The following is a 23,034-nucleotide window of genomic DNA, read 5'->3' as shown; positions in this document are numbered from 1 at the left end:
TGATTCGTTTTAATTTGCACAGTTTGTGATTATTTTATTTAGGATTTTATCAAGAGATTCAATTTCATCTTGGGATAATCCTTCAAGAGCTTTTTTTCTGTTGGTTTGTATAACTGGTGTTAATAATTCAATTGTTTTTTTTCCTTTTTCTGTTACTTCAAGGTTGAATTTTCTTCTGTCTAATTCGTTTATTTTTCTTGTCAGATAATCTTTCTTCACCATTAGTTCAATTATTCTGGTGATTGAAGCATTATCCTTAAAAATTAATTCTGCTATTTCTTTTTGAGAGTAATTAGAATTCTGATCCAGTATTATTAATATTAATCCTTGATCAACTGTTATATCATTGACAACTTTTCCTATGTTTCTCTGTGCAATTTTTCTATATTCTTTTATTGTTTTTTCAATCGTATATAGAACAGTCTTTGTAGGATTTTTTAGCACCATATATATTTATTTGGCGCAAATGTAGTTGATATATCAATGAGAAAAAATAGGTTGCCACTTTTTTTTTCAAAATATTTATTTCTAATGTAATATTTTGAAAGAATTACCTGTTACTTACTGGTGTACAAACGCACAAAAAAGTGACTTTTTATGATTCTACCCAATAAAAAAGTACAGCCGAAACTGTACTTTGTGAATGTATATGTAATGGCTTTATTGTAGTGGTCCATTTTTGATAAGCAAGAGTTTCGTTATATGTTTCCTTTTCTTGGTTGTAAATATGGGCAATCGGGCCAGTAGTCTTTTACAATTCAATTTGTTTAATTGAATTATTACTTTTCCTGTCTTTTTTAATTAGTTTTAAGCCACTTTTTATCATAAATAGTATTATAAAAATAAATATTACATCTCCAATTAAGGATCCAAAAAGATAGGCTATGCCTATAGTTCCTGATTCTTTAAATTTTGTAATGCATTGTTCAATATTATTTGGAAAAGTTGCTATTACTGCAATTGATAGTAGTATAGCAATTAGTATTAAAATATAACCTGATGATTTTTTTAATATTTCCATAATTAGTTTTATTTATTTGATTTTATTATCGTTATGTGTTTTCTGTTGTTTTTTTGAATATAATAATATGTTCGATAAGCAAAGAAAAGGAATCCAATTATAATTAGCAATTCTAGACTTAAATATCTGAAAAGGAGCATCATCACAAATAAATAAAAGTTTTATTGTTTTTTGATGCTTTATAATATCTCGAATTACCCTTTGACTCCAGTTACCTGCAATAAAATGTTTTTTTCGGTTTCTAAGAGTTTTATTTTTTCTTTCAAAGTTTCGTTTTCATTAATAAGTGATTCATTTAGGGAGATATCACTAGAATAGCTTTTTGGGAGTTGAGCAGCTATGTCCATGAAAAAGTTATGTTCCAAACCTTCCGAAATTTTCAGCAAGAGATCTACTCTCAATGTATTTGATCTAAGGTGTTTTAAAAGTGATTGATATTCGATGCCAGTTTTTTGTGATAGTCTGCTTTTAAGAACTCCTTTGCGGTTGCAGTATGCTGTGAGTATTTCGCCTGTTTTTATTGTAATCATAATTTAGTAAAAGTTAGATGTTATTATAAAAATACGAATTTATTTATTAAAAATACTTACTGAGGCTTTATTAAATGTAAGGTCATGTTATCTGTTTAATAGGGAGGAGCATAATAAATAGGAAGGGGTCTATGCTAAATGTATGGTTGTACTATACTAATTTATAGGTTGTCTATACAAAATGTAAGGTAGTACTATACCAAAATGAAGGTGGTTGCATACTAATTTATTGGCTATCTATGTAAAATGTAAGGTTGTGCTATGCTAAATGATAGGCTGTACTATATTATTTGTATGGCTATGCTATAGTAAATGAATGGCTATGCCGTATTATTTGTATACATGTGCCATTAAATTTTGAATGTTATACTATACTAAAATTATAGTTGTAGCTACTAAATAGATATGTGAACTATACAAATTGTATAGTGTACTATTCGATTTGTATAGTTTGCCTCTGTGTCTTATTCTTAAAAAAGTTTTTATGAAACCTGATGCCCTAGCCCTGATAGTAGTGGAAATCCTTGTGGGCTGGGGTTCAGCCCACAAGATTGAAACGAATAGCAGGAAATAGCTCCTGATCTTTATCTTACTGATGTAATGAATAGATAGCAAAAAACCGATTAAATTGCTTTAATCGGTTTTCGTATTATTAATAAGTATCGCTATTAAAACAACATTTGTGCTAGTGGTGTAAGGGACTGAGCCGATTTTGGTAATAAAGGGGTAAGGGCTGTAAATTGTGCTGGAGTTATTAATTTTTTTATTTTGGTCGTAAATGATTCTCTTGTGGCAGTCATTTTTGAAGCATAACCAGCAGGATCTGTTTTTTTGGTAGGCAAAACGCTTTTCTTTTTCTTTAGTATTTCATTTACTAATGAATTGACAGCCGGTTTTTGGGCATCGGTCAATTTTAATTTGGGAGATAAAACACCCATAACCTGATTGGCTATACTGGTAACATCAAATGTACTTGCTGTAGCTGCTGTGGCTGTTTTGGTTGCAGAGCTGGTCGCTTTTGTAATGTCTCCCATGCTTTGTGCATTTGCAAATGTGAATGTGCCAAAGAGTAGTGCTGTGATAATAAGTTTCTTTTTCATATTTGTTAAATTTTGGTTTACAATTTACTGTAAACTAAAGGTATAAAAAAATAATGTACTTTATTCTAAAGTTTCGATTTCGAATCCCGCTTTTTGAACTGAGGCTATGATTTCTGCTTTTGAAATGCCTTTGGACACCACCGAAAGGACTTTGTTAGTATTGGTCGTATCGACATTCCAGGTTTGAATTCCCTTTGCAGTGTCTAGTGTAGGGGAGACTTTGGCGATGCATCCGCTACAGTTGATATTGGTTTTGAAGGTATAAAGTATTTCATTTTCTTTTATTGAATTGGTTTCCATAAGGTGTTTTTTAAGGTTTATATTTTTTAGTTTTAGTCTAAGGCTATTACTTACCACGCATACGCTACTAAGCGCCATGGCTGCACCGGCAAGCATTGGGTTTAAAAGAAATCCATTGATGGGATACAAAATTCCGGCTGCTATTGGGATACCAATTACGTTATAAAACAATGCCCAAAACAGGTTTTGTTTGATGGTTGCTACGGTGAGTTGGGAGAGTTTGATGGCTTCGGGAATTTTACTAAGATCGGACGAAATGATGGTCATTTTGGCGACATCCATTGCAATGTCACTTCCTTTTCCCATGGCAATGCTAACATCGGCTTGAGCCAGCGCGGTACTATCATTTATTCCGTCGCCAACCATCGCTACAATTTTACCTTCGGATTGTAATTGTTTTACAAAGGCGGCTTTTTGTTCGGGCAGCACTTCGGATTTATAATTGGTAATACCTGTTTTTTTGCAGATTGAAGCTGCTGTTGCTTCGTTATCGCCGGTAAGCATATAGACGGCTATATTGGCTTCCTGCAATTGTTTGATGGCACCGATTGATGTTTCTTTAATTTTATCTTCGATGGCTATTGCGGCTATTGCATGACTTTCATCTGAAAAATAGATAACCGTTTTTGACTCGGCACTCCATTGATTACTTTTTTCAAGAAGCGTCTCAGAAAGTGCAATGTTTTTTTCTAATATTAGTTTTTTGTTTCCTACCCAATAGTTTTTTCCCTCTACAGATGCTGTAACACCTTTGCCAGTTATACTCTCGAAATGATCCAAAGGAATTCCAGTTATAGCTTCAAAATGATTGATTACGGCTTCCGCCAAAGGGTGTTCGGATTGTTGTTCGATACTGGTTAAGATTTGTTTAAGAAAAGGGGTTTCATCATTCCAATATGAATCGGTTACAACCGGTTTGCCTTCGGTAATGGTACCCGTTTTGTCCAGAACAATTGCATTTATTTTTTGAGCCAATTCCAGACTAATAGCATCTTTAATTAATATTCCGTTTTCGGCTCCTTTGCCAATTCCTACCATAATTGCGGTTGGAGTTGCAAGACCTAAAGCACAAGGACAGGCAATAATTAATACCGTTGCCAACGCTATTAGCCCTTGCGAAAACCCATTTTCACCTCCTAATATAAACCATGATGCAAAAGCGATAAGGGCAATTATGATTACAATAGGGACAAAGATTCCTGCAATTTTATCAACCAGTTTTTGAACGGGTGCTTTACTGCCTTGTGCTTCCTGAACCATCTTGATGATATTGGCAAGCATGGTTTCGGAGCCTACTTTTTCGGCACGGAATACAAAGCTTCCTTTTTGGTTGATGGTTCCGGCATAGACTTTATCATTTTCTTTTTTCAAGAGTGAAATGGGTTCGCCACTCAGCATGCTTTCATTGACATAGGAATTTCCTTTGGTCACAACACCATCAACTGCAATTTGCTCTCCAGGCTTTACAACGATACTATCTCCATGTCGTACCTGATCAATAGGTATTGCGATCTGTTGGTTTTTATCATTGATAATTGTTACTGTTTTGGGTTGTAATCCCATTAGTTTTTTGATAGCCGATGAGGTACTGCCTTTGGCTTTTTCTTCTAATAATTTTCCCAGCAAGATAAAAGTGATAATTACTGCTGCGGCTTCAAAATAGACATGAGCATGTAAGCCTCTGTCATGCCAAAAATGAGGGAATACTGTATTAAACACACTAAAAATATATGCTACTCCTGTACCCAAAGCAACCAATGTATCCATATTGGCAGAACGGTGTTTGGCTTGTTTCCATGCATTAATATAGAAATTCTGCCCCAACCAAACCACCACTGGAGTCGATAAAATCCACATGATGTAGTTAGCGTAGGGGATATTCATAAAGAACATTCCGATGATAACTACTGGTGTTGTGAGTAATCCCGCCCAAAGGGTTTTTAGTTTCAATTGACTAAACATTTTTTGATGAATTTCTTCTAGTGTTTCGGTTTGTTTTTCATCATCATCAATAAATAAATCATAACCCGCTTGTTGTACTATATTCTTTATTTCGGGTATAGAAATCATGTTCGGTAAATATTCTACCAACACAGTTGCTGTGGCAAAATTAACCGATGATGTAACAATCCCAGCTTGTATTTGAATAGCTGTTTCTACCCCAATCGCACAGGAAGCACAAGTCATTCCAAGAACTGGAAAGGTTTTTTTTATCGTTGTTACTCCATAACCCAAATCTCGAATAGTATGTATTGCTTGGGGTAAGGCTTCGGGATTGGTAGCGGTAATTACCGCTCTATTATTGTTGAGTTCAACTGTATGAGAGGTAATGTTTTTTACTTTACTTATTCCATTATCAACGATTAGAGCACAATGTTCGCTTTCCACATTTTCCAGCGGAATATAAAAAGTATAGGTATTTGAAGTTGTCATTTTGAATGTGTTTTTATACTACAAAGTTCAGGCGATACTATTGAGATATGTTACACTTTTTTGTAAAAGAGTTGCAAGACTTTGGAAGAATTATAATTAGGGCATGACCGCAAGGGTCGGGCTCTTCACTATATCTTTTATTTTCCTAAAGAAGGAAAATAAAAGGATGCCGTTTCGATCCCTCATGCAACTTTACGGCGATTAAGAAACTTAACTAGAATAGATCAATTAATCCTTAATTATCATTTTTTTAATTAATTTAGATTATTCTTTCTGGAAAGTAGTGAGATAGTATTTTAAACATCAATAATGTAAACTTTATAAACATGTCAAACATTGGATTAATCATAGAAGAACGAGCTGCCGATATTGGAAATTTTCTTGTGGGTAGATTGTTACCTTTTCGTGAAAAACGCGCGGTAGGACCTTTTGTGTTTTTGGATCACATGGGGCCAGCAAAACTTAAAGATTACCAAAATTTGGATGTGCCTCCGCATCCACACATTGGACTTTCAACACTTACGTATTTGTTTGAGGGAGCCATAATGCATCGTGACAGCGTGGGGACCGAAATGGAAATTACACCAGGCGCGGTTAATTGGATGACAGCAGGCAGTGGAGTAGTACATTCGGAGCGAACACCAGAGTATTTAAGAACGACGGATAAAAGTCTTCATGGTTTACAAATTTGGGTTGCATTACCAAAAGAAAAGGAAAATATTGAACCCTCGTTTGTACATATTGAAGCTAAAGATATTCCAAAATGGGAACAAGATAATGTTAGTATAAAGCTTATTGCTGGCGAGGCTTTTGGAAAAAAGTCACCTGTGCCAGTTTATAGTCCTTTGTACTTGATAGAAATTAAAAGTACAATCCCAGCGACACTCAATATAGGCAAAGATCTTTTTGGGGAAAGCGCTTTGTATATACTAGAAGGCGAAATCAAAAATGATGGAAATACCTATACTTCAAAACAAATCTTGGTTGCCAAAGAAAGCAGTCTTTGTCAGTTTGAAATGAGTGAGAACAGTACCATTTATATTTTTGGAGGACAAGCCTTTCCCGAAGAACATTTTATTTATTGGAATTTTGTGCATTCGGACAAAGCAATAATTGAAAAAGCAAAGCAAGACTGGATTGATCAAAAGTTTCCTAAAGTTCCTAATGAAACCGAGTATGTACCTTTACCTAATTCAAGATAATTAAAGATAATTAAAGATAGAGTGGGAGAACAAGGAATTCAACTTCATTAAAAAAATACTTATTCTCTAATCAGTCCTTTTGTATAAGTGGCAAGCTAATATTCCATTCAAAAAATATTCTGATTGTGTAATAACGAATCTTTGTTCTTTCAAAAGTCTTTCTGTCTCAGGAAGTTGTTTTGTTTGCAGTTGAGTGGTCCACCTGAAAAGTGTATATAAGACTTTTAAGCCTGTTTGTGTACCCCATTTCATAAAGCCATTTGTTTCTGCAATATGAAAGTCAGTTACATATAATAATCCTTTTGTAGTTAGATGTTTTTTGAACTTTTCAGCCAGTACTTGTACATACGCGTTATCAAACAAATCTAAAATATAATTGCAGACAATAAGGTCGTAATTTTGCCACTCAAGATCTTCAACACCAGAACAAATAAACGTTACTCGGTGTAAAGCATTTGGTCTGTTCTTTTTGATACGCTTTCGGGCATACTCAATCATCTTTGCCGAAGCATCTACATATGTTATATGAATCTGTTCATTTTTATCCAATACTTTCTGTAAAAAATACCCCGTACCACCACCTAATATTAAACCCATTTTTTGGGTAGAGAGATGTGATAGAAATGCCAGCTGGCTTTTATTGATCCTATTGAATGACGAAATACATACAACAGCATCATATACAACTGTAATACGATCAAATCCTTTTCCAACAACATTAGGGTTATTATCAGCCACTTTTATAATTTTGAATTAGCTACACAAATATAAGAAGCGCATCATTAAATTGTTTGTTTTAAAAAGTTCATTTGCTATTTTACTTTTCAGATACAGTATGTAATTCATAAGTATTGATCAATTTGTATGCTTCTATTTTTATTATTTGCATCTTCTATGGCTTTCAAAATGGTCATGATTTGTTTTTTATCGATCATATATTTGCCAAAAAACACATATTCGATAGTCTTTGTATTTTTAATGTTTTCTAATGGATTTCTTGTAAGTAGTATTAAATCGGAATTATATCCTTTTTTTATTTTTCCAGTATTGCTTTTCATCCAATTACTTGGTGCAACTGTTGCCGAGTACAGTGCTTGTGAGTTTGTCATTCCAGATTTAGATAAAGACTCTAATTCATTATGTAGAGAAAACCCTGGAACAACTGTAGCTACATTGGCATCCGTTCCAGCCATAATGGTAACTTTATTATCAACCAATGCTTTTGTCATGATATGAATAGTTTGTACATATGTTTTCCAAAAAGTCATTGATAATTTCATGGCATTAGGTTCATTTTTGCCATCATATTCATATCCATTGGTGCCTGGTAACCAACCTAATTTGTATAATGGCGTTCCTTCAATAATTTTTGGATTAGCATATTTTAATTCTATTTCTTTTAGTTTAGACTTTAAATTAAAGCGTTGGTTCAAAAAACTTTCACACAACCAAACAGTGGAGGTAACACTAATGTTATTCTCTTTTAGTTTTTTTGCAATCTGCCCAGAACGAGCTTTTAAATATTTGAGATATTCTTCTGGGTTTTGAGCTATTGATTCTCCAAAATCATCAATTGTTTTTACGATTATTTCTTCAACATGAGCAACCTCGATTTGACCAGATTGATAAAAAGTTTCCAAATTTACTAATGGGATATGACCAATAACAGGAAGATTATAACTTTTAGCAATCTCTACGGTTGTTTTAAATATCTCTGGATTTACAAAGCCGTACATTTTAATAGCATCATAGCCTTGTTCTTTTATTTTCTGAATTGCTTTTTTTGCATCATTTTTATTAGAATAATTGATCGATTGCCTAGTCCAACTATAATAATAGCCCATTAATCCACTCTCACTAAATATTGGTGGAGAAGCAATAAACATTCTTGGACCTATGCCATTTTTTTGGATTGATTTCCTCCATACTAAAGCAACAGGCCTTCCAGCCATTTCTCTAATGGAGGTAACACCATTGACTAAATATAAAAATAAATCATTCTCACTTTCTTTTACATGAACGTGAGAATCTATAAGACCTGGGATTAAATATTTTTTTGTGCCATCAATAATAGCAGATGAACTATCCAGTAGTTGATTTTTGCCTATTGTAATGATTATACCATCTTTAATAATTACATCTTGATTTTTTATAAAATGGTTGCAATCTTCTGAAAGAACATTAGTATTTTTTATTTGAATTGTTTTGGATTGTTTAACAATAGAGGCAATATTTATAGTCTTAGTTGAGCTACCCAAGACTTTATATAATTCATGATCTGCCCACATGAAAACGCCAATAAAAACGACTATAATTATCATAATCGTATATAGAAATCTCTTACCCCATCGTTTTTTCATAAAGTATTTATTTTGAATTGATGAAACAAAAATAAACTCAAACACACTTTGATTCAGCTTGTAAAGAGAGATTAGGTATGAAACAGGGCGTTTTAGGGACGAAAAATTACAAAGCCAATAATTGCTCTTTATAATTTTTAGAAACTGGTAGTTCCATTTGAGTAAGAAAAATGGTGTCTTGATTTTTCCAAGCCTTAAAATGGGATGGATTTATTAAATGTGACCGATGAATTTGAATTAAAAAGTCAAAATCATGTTGCACTTTTTTAAGCGTACTCCGAATTAATTTTGTTTTTAGTCGGCTCTGTTCCATATAGAATATCTCGACATAATTTTGCGAATTTGAGACACACACCAAGTCAGCTTTTCTTATTTGTAAAATATCTAATTTATTTTCACCTCGAATCGCTATATGATTTTGTGTTGCAGGAATCAGTTTAATTGAATAAGCTCTGGCTAATAGTATTATAGGAGTTGAAATCAAAGCTGATTTAAGAATTATTATTCTTAAAAATTGAAAAAATATATATCCTCCATTTAGTATGGGAGATTTATAAAAAATATAGGTACTTATTAAAAAAAGTAAGTGAAAAAATAGAAGACTAGCTATTTCAAAACCCAAATTCCATTTGGACACTTTTTGATACACACTTTTTTGAATTATAGTAAGTATTCCGTAACATAGAAAAGCAATCATACTAAATCCAACACTTATAAAAAGCCACATTTTAGAATTTATAGTCCCATCATCAAATGGCCTTATAAAAAATGCGAAAATGAAAAGCCAGATACTAATGGAGATTCCTATCAGTAAATGATGCTTAATCGAAGGGTTTAATTTCTTCATTATGCTAAAAAATGACAATTATATATTTCATTGCAATTGGATATAGAGTTTAAAACTTTTTATGCTTCTATTTTAGATTGCATTTTTCAAGTTTCTGTTGTTAAATCCCAACTTTCAATAGCTAATTTCTAATTTTTACGCTTTTACCTTAGAATTTTTCTGGGGAAAAAAGTTTATTTTAAGCTGTGATACCAATTTAGCATGACCACTAACGTCAGTCTGTGAAAAACCCTCCGTTTGTTATTCTTCAAATATAACAAAAGAATTGTATCACGATAAGAAAAGTTGTATTTTTAAGTATGCAACATGTCACAGGAATTCCACGTAATCAAATGTGTTTTTCGAGTTTAGAAGACACTATTTCTTTAGATAATCCTATTCGTTTTATAGATTTTTTTGTAGAAATTCTAGAGTTGAATTCTTTAGGGTTTTCTGTCCAAACTATTAAAAGTGAAGGTCGTCCGAGCTTTGACACCACAGTGTTTCTTAAAATCTATTTATACGGTTATTTAAATGGACTTAGAAGTTCTAGAAAGCTAGAAAAGGAATGCGTTCGTAATATAGAATTACAATGGCTTTTATGTGGAATAGTTCCTAATTATCACAGTATTTCCAATTTTAGAAAACAGAATTCAATAGGACTTAAAAAGTTGTTTAAACTCTTTGTTTCATTTTTAAAAGATGCTGACTTGATTGCAGGAGAAACCATTGCTATTGATGGTACTAAAAGCAGAGCTCACAACAGTAAAAAGGCTAATTTCAATCAAAAGAAGATAGATAAACACTTGGCTTATATTGAAGAAAAAGTACAACAATATTTAGATGAATTAGATAAAAATGACCAACAGGAAAACAATAGTGGCATTACCAAAATTCAAGAAAAGATAGAACGATTAAAAAAGAATAAAATCCGCTACGAACTCCTAGAAAAAAAGCTTCAAAGTAGTGGAGAACCACAAATTAGCACTACTGATGAAGACTCACGAGCACTTTTGGTTCAAGGACAAGTCGTGGAAGTAAGTTATAATATTCAAGCTGCGGTTGATGCCAAGCATAATTTGGTGGTTGCTACACATACTATTAATCGCAATGATCGCAATGCTTTGACTGCTATTGTACTCGAAGCAAAAGAAAACTTATCGGTAGAAACCTTTACAGTTTTGGTAGACAAAGGCTATCATAATGGTCGGGAAATCACCCAATGTAAAAATGAAAAGATCAACACTATTGTGGCGCATCCTGAACAAGGGAGAAGTAATGAAAACGGCACCCTGCCTGATTATTTGGTATCAAAATTTAAATACAATAAAGATGACGACAGCTATACTTGTCCTCAAGGCGTAAGCTTAAAAACTACAGGAAGCTGGCATAAGAAAAGTAATGAAAAAGATAGTTATCAATTTAAAAAATACCGCACTTCAGCTTGCAAAGAATGTCTTGTAAAATCACTTTGTACTAACCGAAAAGACGGACGAGAAATTGACAGAAGCCAGTATGCCGATGCTGTTGAAGAAAACAATAAACGATATCAAGAAAACCAGCAATTGTACCGCAAACGCCAAGAAATAAATGAGCATATCTTTGGGACAATCAAACGGCAATGGGGTTATAATCATACTAATTTAATGGGACTCGAAAAAGTAAATGGTGAACACAGTTTAATAATGCTGGTGTACAACATCAAACGCAGTATAAATATTTTGGGAGTACCAGAATTAATTGCCAAACTCAAGAAATGGAACTCACCTTACAAGATAAAAGGTTGTTTTGATTTTAAAACAACCTATTTTAAGCTTTTTATAAGTCGTTTTGAAAATCAGTTGTCAATTGCTTCTTAAAAAAAAGCTTGCTTTATAATGAATTTATAGAAGTATAGTAATGCCTTTTTGTAATAAATAAAGTGAAAAACGAGGTTTGGCGGTTTCAAGTTTCTAGCGCAATTTTTTGGTTTTTAAATTTGCCGTTTTATTTCCCGCATTTTTGCACCAAATTTTGAATGATTTGGTTCCAAAATTCGAGAATAAAACTACACTATTTTTTTGAATATAAACCATCTTTAAATTCAGCCAAATGCCCAAATCTCTTGTAACGGCTCCTATGTTGTGAGATCAGCTTTATTTTTTAACCGTTACTTTTTCTTTAGGCGTTCTTTTCGCAACAATTTTTTTAGTTTTTCTACTTGCGATAAAATCACTAATTTCTTTTCTTTCTTGTTCTGTTAAAGGAGGACTTTGAATAATAAAATCTACACCTTTAGGTTCTTTTATTAAGCTCATATCTTTAAGATTTAAAATATTTTTTAACTAATTTTTTTGCTGATTCAGTTTCAATAATCATTCTTTGATTTTTAAAATGATAAGCTCCTAAATTTTCTTCGTAATGTTTTATCAAGTTTGTTTTTGCAGTAAATGCAATAAAACCATCAAAACCTTTTTGGAAAGAAACTTTACAAGCATAAGCAACTAAATTCCCCGCAACACCTTCGTAAAGTTTGTATTTTCCAATATTGAATGGAGAACTTTCAAGCAAATTCATATAAATGTGGTCTTGTTCAATTGTTATACTTAAAAGACCTTGTAAAATTGATGAGTTATTTACAATTGTTAGTTTATAAACTTCTTTTTGTAAATCTTTAAACTCTGATTTCCAATCAAAATTCCATCCATTCTTTTTAGTTACATTTTTCAAGTCTACAGTAGTCATTCTGCTAACTTCAGTTTGAAAACTGTCTCCCGAAATAGTATTTAAAATTGAATCAGTTAACTTATCAATTATGAAATCTTGCTCTATTTGAATTTTATTACTCATACTTCAAAAATACGAAATATTTTGATGTATAAGAAATACAATTTTAGCTGTAAATTTCTCCTGCTCGCGAGCAAGCCGTCGCACAACGTCAGTCTGTGAATAAACTCAAATTAAGCCTCTGAGAATCGTCTGTATGAAATTTTTCTCTGACAGGTATCCGAATAGTTTCTCTTTTTGACTTAGTTTTTTCACAGCCTGACGTTCTGGCGATACAAGAGGTTTGGGATTAAAGAAGCGTAATTTTTCCATTATGCACAAATTTTCCAAGTACAAAACCATCTTTAAATTCAGCCAAATGCCCAAATCTCTTGTAACGGCTGTGCGATGTAATATATTTACAAAAATGTTAACCCAATTCTTTTATTAAGCCCAATTTCAAAGATTCTTATTAAAGTAGAGAGTTGTATATTTCCTCTTCCATTTTCAATTCTCGAAATATAACTTTTTTTAGTTCCTGTTTTTTCTGCTAATTGCTCTTGGGTTATTTTGGCTTCTTTTCGGGCATCTTTAAGCATCTCACTTATTATAAACATTTGAGAATTTTTTTCATAAGTATTTCTACTTTCAGTTCCAATTTTTCCGTGTTCAACTTCAATAAGTTGATCAAATGTTTTTATGTTGTTATAATTTTTCATTTTACTTTTGTTTAAAATATTCGTCCTTTAATTTTTTTGCTTTTTCAATTTCATTTGAAGGTGTTTTCTGTGTTTTCTTTTGAAATCCATTAAACAATACAACTAATTTCCCTTCATCAAAACAGCAAAATATTCGATAAATATTTGATTGATATTCTATTCTGATTTCATATAAACCGTCGGTTCCAGTTAAGTGTTTGAGGAATTTTTCAGGAACTTTCTCAACTTGTTTTATAAGTTCAAATACATATTGAATTTTACCTTTAACCTTTTCATCTTGAACTTGGTAAAAATCTATGAAATGATTTTCGTAAAAAATTAGCTCTCTATTCATTTTACAAAGTTATCCTAAAAGATAACTATTTGCAAATTTTAGAAAGTTTTTTTTCAATTATTTCTGTTTTGGAATTTTCGTAAGGTCTTGTCCTAAAATACGTTGACCATTTTTAGGTTATTAATTTGATCAAATTTACTTAAATGTAATCGGAACATTGATAACTTTTTTTTAAAAAAATCCCTACGGGTTTTAAAAAAGTTACCAACATTCCTTACGCAACTATTCGTGCATAGGAGCCGTTACAAGAGATTTGGGCATTTGGCTGAATTTAAAGTTGGTTTTGTACTTGGAAAATTTGTGCATAATGGAAAAATCTCGCATCTTTAATCCCAAACCTCTTGTAGCGCCAGAACGTTAGTAGCCAGTTACGGTCGAAAATACGCAGACGGAAAACATAAGAAATTCACGTATTGTGTTACGCAAAGAATTGAAAATCAAGCGCCAAAAATTGCGGTTTTTAAAGTTGATGTTTAATATTGAAAACTTGAAAATTGGAATGTGAAAAGCAGAAGCGTGAAAGTCGGAATCGCTAATTGAAAGTTGAAAAGTTGAAAGCAGAAATTATAAACAGAAAAAAGAAATTTAAACAATTATACGTTGAAAATTACGAGCTAAAAAGCTGAACTTTGAAAGTTGGAATCTAAAAATAGAAACGTAAAAAGTTTGGGTTAAATTCGCATTTTCGACAAAAATAACCGGCTACTAACAGCCGTTTGTCGTGATTGGGGTTTTAGTGGAATTACCGTTTTTATTCATATATTCGTTCAGCCGAAAATACTCGGCTCCGAAATCCCCAACCACGACAAGCGCCAAGACGTTAGCTGTGATTTAAAACCGAAAACGACGAAAATTGAAAATTAACAAAAAAATACTAATCTTTATATTTGTAACTACATTAGTATTAACACTAATTGTAATTGACTATTTTGATCGAGAAAATTTTGCTGAAAGATCATTGAATAAAAAATTTCAATCAGAATTCTTGAATTATAAAACTACAGAAGAAGTTGAAAAAACTTTTGAAAAAAACTTCAGAAATCCAAAATATAACTTTTCAAAAACCGAAATTAATTCAATAAGGATTTATAAAAATTAACCCGTTGGGTGTAATTATTTGAAATAAAAAAGAGACATTAGATATTGTTCAAGATACTGAAATTCAGTATCTTGATGTCGCCAAACAAAACAATATCTATGTCAAATATAGTAAAAAATTATCTAAGAGTTTTAGAAGTTATAAGTTCTTTGAATTGTGAATTAGAGTTCAAATCTGATGTTGGGAGAAAACAAAAAATGACTGATTTAGAGATTGTTGCACTGAGTTTAACTGCTGAATTTATGTCTATTGACAGTGAAAATGCTCTTTTCAAACAGATAAATTCTAATGATATTTTAAATCTTATCGATAGAAGTCAGTTTAATAAAAGGCGAAGAAAGTTGTTTTTATTTTTAGAAGAAGTTAGAACTAAATTAGCTTCTTTTTTTCTTGAATTTGAGAACTATTATATTGTAGATAGTATGCCGTTAGAGATATGTAAATTTTCTCGACACAATAGGGTTAAAATCTGTAAAGATGAATTTGAAACGGCTCCTTCAAAAGGATTTTGCGCCTCTCAAAACAATTGGTTTTATGGATATAAACTTCATGGTGTTTGCTCAATCGCTGGAATTTTTCATTCTTTAGATATTACAAAGGCAGAAGTCCATGATGTTCATTTTTTAAAAAACATAAAACAACAAATGTCTGATTGTGTGGTTCTTGGTGATAGAGGATATCTATCTGAAACAATCCAATTGGATTTATTCCAAACCGTAAATGTCAAATTAGAAACTCCAAAAAGAAGTAATCAAAAAAACTATAAGCCACAATCTTATATTTTTAGAAAATCAAGAAAAAGAATAGAGACATTGTTCTCGCAATTATGTGACCAATTTTTAATTCGAAGAAATTATGCCAAAACTTTTGAAGGTTTTAAAACAAGAATTTTAGCGAAAATAACAGCTCTAACTTTGGTTCAATATATCAATAAATTCATCTTTGATAGACCTATAAATAATATTAAAAATCAAATAATTTAATTACACCCAACGGGTAAAAATTATATTTTAATTAGTCGATTAAATTCAATAAAAGTAAATGAAACCAAAAAGAATGAAATAATCGCTTTTTTTAACAATCCTGATAATTTTGATTACGGAGAAACTACTTGGGAACTAAATGAGGCTGAATATATATTGAGATTTTTCGACAAAAACGGAAATGAAATAAATAAAATATGGATTTGCTTGAAAGATTGTGGAATGACATTTTCTAAAAATTTTTCGCCAAATATGAAGTTCGGTGGAATAAGTGAAAGTGGAAAATTGAAAATTAAAGAAATATTAAAAAAAACGTAAAATAATAAACCACAGCTAAGCCGTTACAAGAGATTTGGGTATTTGCCTGAATTTAAAAATGGTTTTGTACTTGTAAAATTTGTGTTTAATGGAAAAATCTCGCATCTTTAATCCCAAACCTCTTGTAGCGCCAAGACGTTATATGATAGTTATGGTCGAAAATACGCAGACGGAAATCATTAGAAAATACGCATTTCTTTGCGCAGAGAATTGAAAAGCGAGCGCTGAAAAATTTAAGATTTTTAAAGTTGATGTTTAACTGTGAAAATTTGAAAATTGAAATCTGCTAAAAGAAACGCGAAAGTTGGATTTTGACAATTGAAAACTGAAAATTGAAATGTGAAAAGCAGAAACGTGAAAGTCGGAATTGATAATTGAAACTTGAAAAGTTGAACGTAGAATTCACAAGCTGAAAAAGAAATTTAATAACAAAAATATTGAAAATTGCGAACTGAAAGTAGAAACGTGAAAGTTGGAATTTGCCAACAGAAGCGTGAAAAAGTTTACGGTTAAATTCGCATTTTCGACAAAAACAACCATCATATAACATAGGAGCCGTTACAAGAGATTTGGGCATTTGGCTAAATTTAAATATGGTTTTGTACTTGGAAAATTTGTGTTTAATGGAAAAAACTCGCATCTTTAATCCCAAACCTCTTGTAGCGCCAGGACGTTACCAACTATATCCGCGCAGAAGAGAAAACCAAACCAAAAAATATGAAAAAAATACTTTTTCCCATACTATTTCTGATTTTATTCTCGTGTAATAACAAAGATGAAAAACTTGTTGCGGAAATTGCTGAACTAAAAGCTAAAAACAAAAAACTTGAAGAAACCTTAGATTATAGAAAAAGCAAAGAAATTGAGAACTTGCAAATGTTGCTTGAACCAAAGACTAAAATTAAATTCCGCAATGGAAATAAAATTTCTGGTAGCTTCACACGATTTGAAAAAATACCTGAATATAATTTATACGTAATAGACAACATTACTAAACAGAAAACTTTAGTTGCAAAAAATTTGACTGAACCTAATTTTAATTTTGATTTTAAACCTAAAACTGAAAAAGATAGTTTACTACGTGTAATAACCGAAATGAAAATTGACGGAAAGACTATTGAAATGTTTGGAAGATTAGATTTTGTAGTTGAAAAATAGATACAGCTGGTAACAGCCGTTTGTCGTGATTGGGGCTTTAGTGGAATCAACGTTTTTATTCATATATTCGTTTAGCCGAAAATACTCGGCTTCGAAATCCCCAACCACGACAAGCGCCAGAACGTTACAGGCAAGTTGCGCAACATTTTCGAAGGCAAAAATATTTATCCTCACGATGGAAAAATTAAAGACCACTTTAAGGACTTTTACAATAGTGTCTATGTTGCATATTTACCATTTTTCAGAATTGAAAATCATTTATCAAAAAGCGACAACTATAAAAAATTTGAAAAAATAACATTAGAAAATGCAAAGAAGGAAATTGATGTTTTAAACAATATTCAAGTACCAATTGCTGAAATACTAAGTTATTCAAATGAAGATTATCCAACAGATTTTGAAATTTATAACAACGGTAAAATTATTAATTGGAAAACAATTATAAATGAAATTGGTTTAAAAGACAATACTGATATAAATAAAGCTCTAAGAACTTCAATTGGAGCTTTAAGAAAGATTTTTAACAAACCTGAATTGAGTGAAAAACTAAATACTTACACAACAAAAAATAATATTTGGAATCCAACTGAAGGAAATTTTGATGTTTTTTCTAAAATTGGAATCTATAGAATTTTTAAATTATTCAATAAAAATGAAATATTATTTGTTGATGAATTCTATGAGAATATAAAAACAATTAATCTAAACGAGTTCACAGAATATGAATTTTTAGAAAAATTTGATTATAATGATTATTACATTTATTCAACCGACAAAGAAATAATGTTTACAATTGAATGGGATAGTTTCTTCTTTCTAATTGCAACGGACGAAATTAAAATGGACATAATTATTTCAGAAAAATACTTTGAAGGATTTTTATGTGACAATAAAACAACCCATAATTGGGATTATTTAGATGGAGAATTAGAAAAACTATTAGAAATAGAAAAAAGGCAGAATCAAAAATCTGAAAACAAAAAATGGTCGAAATTCTGGAACTAAATAAAAAAACTACTGGTAACAGCCGTTTGTCGTGATTGGGGTTTTAGTGGAATCAACGTTTTTATTCATATATTCGTTCAGCCGAAAATACTCGGCTTCGAAATCCCCAACCTCGACAAGCGCCAGAACGTTGGGCAACATGTTGAATAAACTGAATAAATTGAAATGAAAAAAAATCTACTTATATTGTTTTGTGCTATTTTATGTATAAATAAAATTCACTCTCAAACAAATTGGGAGTTATTAAACCCTAAACCAACAGTTAATTCAGGTAAAGATGTTGACTTTGTTACAAACACTATTGGATACATTATTACATCTAATGAATTATTGGAAACGCAGGATGCCGGAAACTCTTGGTCAAAAAAGCAAAATATCGCTAGTGGAAATGATATGAGTTTTTATAGTACAACAGGTTATATTGTAGGTGACAATGGATATGTGCTGAAATCTGTAGATAACGGAACATCATGGAATCAAATAGCTACCGGTTTCAGCGGTAACTTTAATACCATTACCATCCTTGATGATAACAATATAATACTATCCACATCCAATAGTATCGTGAAAACTACTGATGGCGGAAGTACCTGGGAAAGCTTGAGTGTGCCTAACGCCACTGTAGTCAAAACTTTTTTCACCTCTTCGTTGGTAGGACATGCAACGTGCGCTAACGGAACTATTTTAAAGACTACTGATGGCGGAGTAAATTGGCATACCACACTAAGCTTAGTTACAAATTATTCCAATTTTTACTCTATATATTTTGTTAATAAAAATTTAGGTTTTTCATCACAGGAATATAGTAATATGTACAGAACTACAGATGGAGGCGAAACTTGGATGGAGGTCTCAGGAAATATTAGGGAAATGCATGATTTTTATTTTTTAGACGACACTAACGGTTTTGCTTCCGGTGAATATGGTGCAACCTATAAAACAACGGACGGAGGAATTACCTGGAATACTATATTTTTTGAGAATGGGTTTGTAGGGGGCAATGACATCTATGGGATTTATTTTGAAGACAATAACACCGGCTACGTTACAGGTGTTAATGGCCGTATTATGAAAACAACCGATGGAGGCATTAGTTGGACTTCAAATTCTATGACTTATAAAAATTTTAATAGCATTAAATTATTTAGTAGTGGTATAGGCATTGCTAGGTCGGGAAATAACTATTACAAAACCATCGATTTTGGAGACAATTGGTCTTATTTATCTACCGTTAATCATTTTAGTTATTGCAATGGATTTTATTTTGTTAATGAAAATGTTGGGTACTCTGTTGGAGGTGGAACGAACAGCCCATCTGGAGATGTATTTAAAACAATAGATGGTGGAATTACATGGAATCAATTGAACATCTATGTTGACGAAGGAATAAATTCAATTGTTTTCCTAGATCAGGATACTGGTTTTATTTCCGGAGGATTTAATCGAAGAAAACTAATGAAAACCACTGATGGTGGTTCCAACTGGACACAAATTCTTGATCAAAGATTCGGTCAGATGCAATTCCTAAATAATCAGGTAGGATATGCCATTAACACAGGGTATTCTAATGGTATAGTGTATAAAACTACAGATGGTGGAAATACTTGGAACGTGAGTATTAAATTAGCTGACAGTTGGATTAATGGCTTTGATTTTATAGATGAAAACAATGGGTATTTTGTAGGTGACCAAGGGTTATGCTATAAAACAAATGACGGTGGAACGCACTGGGTACAATTACAAGTTCCATTTGGATACTATAAAAAAGTCAATTTTTATACCAAAAACGTTGGCTACATTACAGACGATTACGGAAGCCTTTTTAAGACGGAAAATGGTGGAATAACTTGGCAATCCCTTACAGATAGAAGTGGCATAAACGACATTGAGCTTACTACTGATAAAATATTTACTGCAGGAACGGGTGGTAGAATTTATAGAAGTGATGTACAATATCACCCCATAGTTTTGACTGTTAATCCTGCTGAAAAAATCACTAATTCAAGTGCCGGCTTAGCGGGTAATGCTACTTCTAACGGACTGCCTATTGCAAACATTCAATTTGAATATAGTTTAGATTCCTCTTTCAGTACTAGTATTGCTGCAACACCTGGTACAGTGGCTGCCAATGACTCTTCGAATGTAACAAGTGATTTACTAAACTTACAATCAAACACTACCTATTACTATAGATTAACGGCAACACAGAATTCAAATATTTATTATAGCCCAATTTTAAGCTTCATCACACTGCCCGATTATCAAATAGAAACAAATTATACCTATAATTATAAGACGACTACAGCGGAAATTTCAGGTACTATAGTTTCTAATCAGCATGACATTACCAATGTAGGTTTTCAATACGGCATGAGCGCTGATACTCTTGACGGCACTATAAGTGGATCACCCACCACTGTAGTAGGACATACCACAGAAAATGTTACAGGGAATTTAGTTAATTTACAACCAGCAACACGCTACTATTATAGAATCAAAGCAACTCATCAAGGACAGGATATTTATGGTGCTGTTCAGTCCTTTACAACTTATCCGGAATGTAGTATAAATCTTTACAGTCCCACTATTAATGGAACAGACGTGAACTTGACAGCCTATGTAACATCTTATAGTCAAGCTATAAGCGACATAGTATTTGAATATGGTACTCTTGCATATGAAAACAGTATTTCAACTGATCCTTCACAAGTCGATGCTGACAATTCTAACTATGTTAGTGCAATCCTTATTGGCCTGGATCCCAATTTGAATTATTATTACCGATTGAAAGCCATGCAGAACGGACAAGTAATTTATAGCACTGAAAGAGTTTTTAACTTTTCAGGAAACATTATACTAGTTGGTAGTGCAACAGGTGAAACTCCAAATGCTTTAGCATTGAAAGGACTGATTAATAGTTATGGCTCTTATTTAACAAACATTCATTTCGAATATGGTGTTACTAACAGTTTTGGTTCGACACTATCGGCAACACCCAATTCTGTTTATGGGTATAACACTAATTTGATAAGCGCAATAATCAACGATCCTTTGCCCAATCAAACCTATTACTACCGCTTAGTTGCCAATAACAATGGGAATGTGATTTATTCAGATACCTACCAATATACCACAGGAACGTTGAGTGCCACAGATTTTGAATTATCAAACAAAATAGCCATCTATCCCAACCCGGCAACTGATTTTGTAACTATTAAATCTAATACTGCTGAAAAAGCTAAATCTATTGAATTTTATAATGTTTTAGGTCAACGTGTTCACTATGAAAACGTTTCCAATATCTCTGATATAAAAATTGATGTATCAAATTTTAAAAAAGGGATATATGTGGTAAAAGTAAATTTTGAAAATTTAAAAGTAGCCTCATCGAAATTAATAATGAATTAAAAACACGATTGCCCAACACTTGCTACAAGAGATTTGGGCATTTTGGCTTAATTTAAAAATGGTCTTGTATTTGGAAAGTTTAGGCAAATCCGAAAATAAGGCTTAATTTAACCCCAAGCCTCTTGTAGCAAGGGAACGTTGGTAGCTAGTTACGGTCGAAAATACGCAGACGGAAATCATAAGAAATTAACGCAATTCTTTACGCAGAAAATTGAAAAGCGAAAGTCTGAAATCCGAAATTGAAAAGTTGATGTTTAATTGTGAAAACTTGAAAATTGGAATATGAAAAGCAGAAGCGTGAAAGTCGGAATCGCTAATTGAAACTTGAAAAATTGAACGCAGAAATTACAAACAGAAAAAAGAAATTTAAAAAATAATGCATTGAAAACTGCGAACTAAAAGCTAAAACTTGAAAGTTGGAGTTTGTAAATAGAAGCTTGAAAAGTTTGGGTTAAATTCGCATTTTCGACAAAAATAACCAGCTACCAACAAGCCGTTTTTTGTAAATAAATATTCTGGTATAAAGTTCTGTTTTTGACTACTCCAAATACAATTTTCAGCAGCTTATTGCACACTGCAATTAGAGCTACTTTTTTGTTCTTTCCATTAGCTACTAATCGGTCATATAATGCACTACAATGTGCATTGGTTTTCTTTGCATTTAGCGCGCACATATATAAGATGTTACGTAGTTGTTTTCCTCCTTGTTTACAGATTCTAACCTTTCCTCTTATACTACTTCCACTTTGATATTCGGTGGGACTTAACCCTGCATACGAGATCAATTGTTTATAGGAATTCATATCTTTAAACCCTTTAGTATAGATAATTAATTCGGCTGATGCTCTAGTTCCAATTCCTTTTACACTCTGTACTAATTTTAAAGTTTCTCCTTCCCATTCAACGAGTTTTTCTTGTAACTCAAGTTCTAAATTTTGCTTCTCTTCTCTTAGTTTTTTGATGATTTTATCAAAGCTTTTCTCTACCGATTTCGTATCAAAAGGACACTTCTTTAAGCTATGTATATGATTGCTGAACTTGGTGATTTCTTTGGTTAAATCGTGTATACAATTATTTAAAGAACGACATTCAAAGTAAGTGTTGTCAGGCATTTGATATAATTCTGGATGACGATCTAATCCATATTCATAGATCCGTTTTGCATCTTTCTTATCCGATTTATTGCGCTCTAAATGCATTTGAATGTAACGCTTGATTTGAAGCGCATTCACAACACTAAATTTTATATTTTTGGTATTCAAAAAGAATATAAAACTCAAATGATAAACACCTGTTGATTCCATAACAAAGTGAGTTTCTTTTCCTGTTTCTTTTATCAATTCTCTAAATCCAGATACGGAATTGGAAACTTGCAAATGTTGTTCAATACCCTTCTTATTTTTAAAATAAGCATCTAATGTTTCACTCGAAACATCAATTCCACAATAGTTGTTTTTGTTTTCCATTTTCTTTACTTTTATTTTTTATTGATA

The 23,034-nt window shown here is 32.0% G+C and carries 19 protein-coding genes; 6 read left to right on the top strand and 13 right to left on the bottom strand.

The window, feature by feature from the left end:
- Nucleotides 1-9: 9 nt before the first annotated feature.
- The 5 genes from CLU82_RS01715 to CLU82_RS01695 form a co-directional block, all read right to left on the bottom strand.
- The gene (locus CLU82_RS01715; protein WP_100841456.1) at nucleotides 10-447 is read right to left on the bottom strand and encodes a MarR family winged helix-turn-helix transcriptional regulator; all 438 of its coding nucleotides are present in this window, start codon (nucleotides 445-447) and stop codon (nucleotides 10-12) included.
- Nucleotides 448-751: 304 nt separating this feature from the next.
- Nucleotides 752-1,021, bottom strand: a complete 270-nt coding sequence (locus CLU82_RS01710; protein WP_100841455.1) for a hypothetical protein — start codon at nucleotides 1,019-1,021, stop codon at nucleotides 752-754.
- A 194-nt stretch (nucleotides 1,022-1,215) separates the two neighbouring features.
- Nucleotides 1,216-1,551 carry a hypothetical protein gene (locus CLU82_RS01705; protein WP_100841454.1) on the bottom strand — a complete coding sequence of 112 codons (336 nt, stop codon included), beginning with the start codon at nucleotides 1,549-1,551 and terminating at the stop codon, nucleotides 1,216-1,218.
- A gap of 668 nt (nucleotides 1,552-2,219) precedes the next feature.
- Nucleotides 2,220-2,651 (bottom strand): hypothetical protein, encoded by a 432-nt coding sequence (locus CLU82_RS01700; RefSeq protein WP_100841453.1) that lies wholly within the window; start codon nucleotides 2,649-2,651, stop codon nucleotides 2,220-2,222.
- 60 nt (nucleotides 2,652-2,711) lie between these two features.
- The gene (locus CLU82_RS01695; RefSeq protein WP_100841452.1) at nucleotides 2,712-5,384 is read right to left on the bottom strand and encodes a heavy metal translocating P-type ATPase; all 2,673 of its coding nucleotides are present in this window, start codon (nucleotides 5,382-5,384) and stop codon (nucleotides 2,712-2,714) included.
- Nucleotides 5,385-5,710: 326 nt separating this feature from the next.
- Between CLU82_RS01695 and CLU82_RS01690 the strand changes: the two genes are divergently transcribed.
- The gene (locus CLU82_RS01690; RefSeq protein ID WP_100841451.1) at nucleotides 5,711-6,586 is read left to right on the top strand and encodes a pirin family protein; all 876 of its coding nucleotides are present in this window, start codon (nucleotides 5,711-5,713) and stop codon (nucleotides 6,584-6,586) included.
- Between the two features lie 66 nt (nucleotides 6,587-6,652).
- Here the strand turns inward: CLU82_RS01690 and CLU82_RS01685 are convergent, their stop codons facing one another.
- The 3 genes from CLU82_RS01685 to CLU82_RS01675 all read right to left on the bottom strand — a co-directional run bounded on the left by CLU82_RS01685 (nucleotide 6,653) and on the right by CLU82_RS01675 (nucleotide 9,793).
- On the bottom strand, nucleotides 6,653-7,324 hold the full coding sequence (locus tag CLU82_RS01685) for a class I SAM-dependent methyltransferase (RefSeq protein ID WP_100841450.1): 672 nt from the start codon (nucleotides 7,322-7,324) through the stop codon (nucleotides 6,653-6,655).
- 104 nt (nucleotides 7,325-7,428) lie between these two features.
- The gene (locus CLU82_RS01680; protein WP_100841449.1) at nucleotides 7,429-8,946 is read right to left on the bottom strand and encodes an amidohydrolase family protein; all 1,518 of its coding nucleotides are present in this window, start codon (nucleotides 8,944-8,946) and stop codon (nucleotides 7,429-7,431) included.
- A 106-nt stretch (nucleotides 8,947-9,052) separates the two neighbouring features.
- Nucleotides 9,053-9,793, bottom strand: a complete 741-nt coding sequence (locus CLU82_RS01675) for a LytTR family DNA-binding domain-containing protein (protein WP_100841448.1) — start codon at nucleotides 9,791-9,793, stop codon at nucleotides 9,053-9,055.
- Between the two features lie 299 nt (nucleotides 9,794-10,092).
- Between CLU82_RS01675 and CLU82_RS01670 the strand changes: the two genes are divergently transcribed.
- On the top strand, nucleotides 10,093-11,631 hold the full coding sequence (locus tag CLU82_RS01670; protein ID WP_232735189.1) for an IS1182 family transposase: 1,539 nt from the start codon (nucleotides 10,093-10,095) through the stop codon (nucleotides 11,629-11,631).
- A gap of 276 nt (nucleotides 11,632-11,907) precedes the next feature.
- On the opposite strand, the gene CLU82_RS20820 is transcribed toward CLU82_RS01670, so the two are convergent.
- From CLU82_RS20820 to CLU82_RS01655, 4 genes are all read right to left on the bottom strand, one after another.
- Nucleotides 11,908-12,069 (bottom strand): hypothetical protein, encoded by a 162-nt coding sequence (locus CLU82_RS20820; RefSeq protein WP_198520176.1) that lies wholly within the window; start codon nucleotides 12,067-12,069, stop codon nucleotides 11,908-11,910.
- A gap of 4 nt (nucleotides 12,070-12,073) precedes the next feature.
- A complete protein-coding gene (locus tag CLU82_RS01665) occupies nucleotides 12,074-12,601 on the bottom strand; it encodes a hypothetical protein (RefSeq protein WP_100841447.1) in 528 nt (175 codons plus the stop codon).
- A gap of 335 nt (nucleotides 12,602-12,936) precedes the next feature.
- Entirely contained in the window at nucleotides 12,937-13,236 is a 300-nt protein-coding gene (locus CLU82_RS01660) for a helix-turn-helix domain-containing protein (protein WP_100841446.1), read from the bottom strand.
- Between the two features lies 1 nt (nucleotide 13,237).
- Nucleotides 13,238-13,570 carry a type II toxin-antitoxin system RelE/ParE family toxin gene (locus CLU82_RS01655; protein ID WP_100841445.1) on the bottom strand — a complete coding sequence of 111 codons (333 nt, stop codon included), beginning with the start codon at nucleotides 13,568-13,570 and terminating at the stop codon, nucleotides 13,238-13,240.
- Between the two features lie 1,248 nt (nucleotides 13,571-14,818).
- Between CLU82_RS01655 and CLU82_RS01645 the strand changes: the two genes are divergently transcribed.
- The 4 genes from CLU82_RS01645 to CLU82_RS01630 all read left to right on the top strand — a co-directional run bounded on the left by CLU82_RS01645 (nucleotide 14,819) and on the right by CLU82_RS01630 (nucleotide 21,541).
- Nucleotides 14,819-15,652: an IS982 family transposase gene (locus CLU82_RS01645; protein ID WP_198520255.1), complete on the top strand. Its 834-nt coding sequence runs from the start codon at nucleotides 14,819-14,821 to the stop codon at nucleotides 15,650-15,652.
- Nucleotides 15,653-16,687: 1,035 nt separating this feature from the next.
- Nucleotides 16,688-17,128, top strand: coding sequence for a hypothetical protein (locus tag CLU82_RS01640; RefSeq protein ID WP_100841443.1), 441 nt, complete (start codon nucleotides 16,688-16,690; stop codon nucleotides 17,126-17,128).
- Nucleotides 17,129-17,263: 135 nt separating this feature from the next.
- Nucleotides 17,264-18,133: a DUF2711 family protein gene (locus CLU82_RS01635; protein ID WP_157813304.1), complete on the top strand. Its 870-nt coding sequence runs from the start codon at nucleotides 17,264-17,266 to the stop codon at nucleotides 18,131-18,133.
- A 165-nt stretch (nucleotides 18,134-18,298) separates the two neighbouring features.
- Nucleotides 18,299-21,541 carry a YCF48-related protein gene (locus CLU82_RS01630; protein ID WP_100841441.1) on the top strand — a complete coding sequence of 1,081 codons (3,243 nt, stop codon included), beginning with the start codon at nucleotides 18,299-18,301 and terminating at the stop codon, nucleotides 21,539-21,541.
- Between the two features lie 482 nt (nucleotides 21,542-22,023).
- Here the strand turns inward: CLU82_RS01630 and CLU82_RS01625 are convergent, their stop codons facing one another.
- Nucleotides 22,024-23,007, bottom strand: a complete 984-nt coding sequence (locus CLU82_RS01625; protein WP_100841440.1) for an IS110 family transposase — start codon at nucleotides 23,005-23,007, stop codon at nucleotides 22,024-22,026.
- Nucleotides 23,008-23,034 lie beyond the last annotated feature (27 nt).

Origin of the sequence: Flavobacterium sp. 5, from assembly GCF_002813295.1 — a bacterium.
Classification (GTDB): Bacteria; Bacteroidota; Bacteroidia; order Flavobacteriales; family Flavobacteriaceae; genus Flavobacterium.
This window is presented reverse-complemented; position numbering and strand designations above follow the sequence as displayed.

Coding starts and splice junctions, on each gene's coding strand:
- CLU82_RS01660 (WP_100841446.1), bottom strand. CDS start 13,236: ATGAAAAATTATAACAACATAAAAACATTTGATCAACTTATTGAAGTT.
- CLU82_RS01690 (WP_100841451.1), top strand. CDS start 5,711: ATGTCAAACATTGGATTAATCATAGAAGAACGAGCTGCCGATATTGGA.
- CLU82_RS01715 (WP_100841456.1), bottom strand. CDS start 447: ATGGTGCTAAAAAATCCTACAAAGACTGTTCTATATACGATTGAAAAA.
- CLU82_RS01710 (WP_100841455.1), bottom strand. CDS start 1,021: ATGGAAATATTAAAAAAATCATCAGGTTATATTTTAATACTAATTGCT.
- CLU82_RS01665 (WP_100841447.1), bottom strand. CDS start 12,601: ATGAGTAATAAAATTCAAATAGAGCAAGATTTCATAATTGATAAGTTA.
- CLU82_RS01640 (WP_100841443.1), top strand. CDS start 16,688: ATGAAAAAAATACTTTTTCCCATACTATTTCTGATTTTATTCTCGTGT.
- CLU82_RS01680 (WP_100841449.1), bottom strand. CDS start 8,946: ATGAAAAAACGATGGGGTAAGAGATTTCTATATACGATTATGATAATT.
- CLU82_RS20820 (WP_198520176.1), bottom strand. CDS start 12,069: ATGAGCTTAATAAAAGAACCTAAAGGTGTAGATTTTATTATTCAAAGT.
- CLU82_RS01705 (WP_100841454.1), bottom strand. CDS start 1,551: ATGATTACAATAAAAACAGGCGAAATACTCACAGCATACTGCAACCGC.
- CLU82_RS01655 (WP_100841445.1), bottom strand. CDS start 13,570: ATGAATAGAGAGCTAATTTTTTACGAAAATCATTTCATAGATTTTTAC.
- CLU82_RS01675 (WP_100841448.1), bottom strand. CDS start 9,793: ATGAAGAAATTAAACCCTTCGATTAAGCATCATTTACTGATAGGAATC.
- CLU82_RS01670 (WP_232735189.1), top strand. CDS start 10,093: ATGCAACATGTCACAGGAATTCCACGTAATCAAATGTGTTTTTCGAGT.
- CLU82_RS01700 (WP_100841453.1), bottom strand. CDS start 2,651: ATGAAAAAGAAACTTATTATCACAGCACTACTCTTTGGCACATTCACA.
- CLU82_RS01630 (WP_100841441.1), top strand. CDS start 18,299: ATGAAAAAAAATCTACTTATATTGTTTTGTGCTATTTTATGTATAAAT.
- CLU82_RS01625 (WP_100841440.1), bottom strand. CDS start 23,007: ATGGAAAACAAAAACAACTATTGTGGAATTGATGTTTCGAGTGAAACA.
- CLU82_RS01695 (WP_100841452.1), bottom strand. CDS start 5,384: ATGACAACTTCAAATACCTATACTTTTTATATTCCGCTGGAAAATGTG.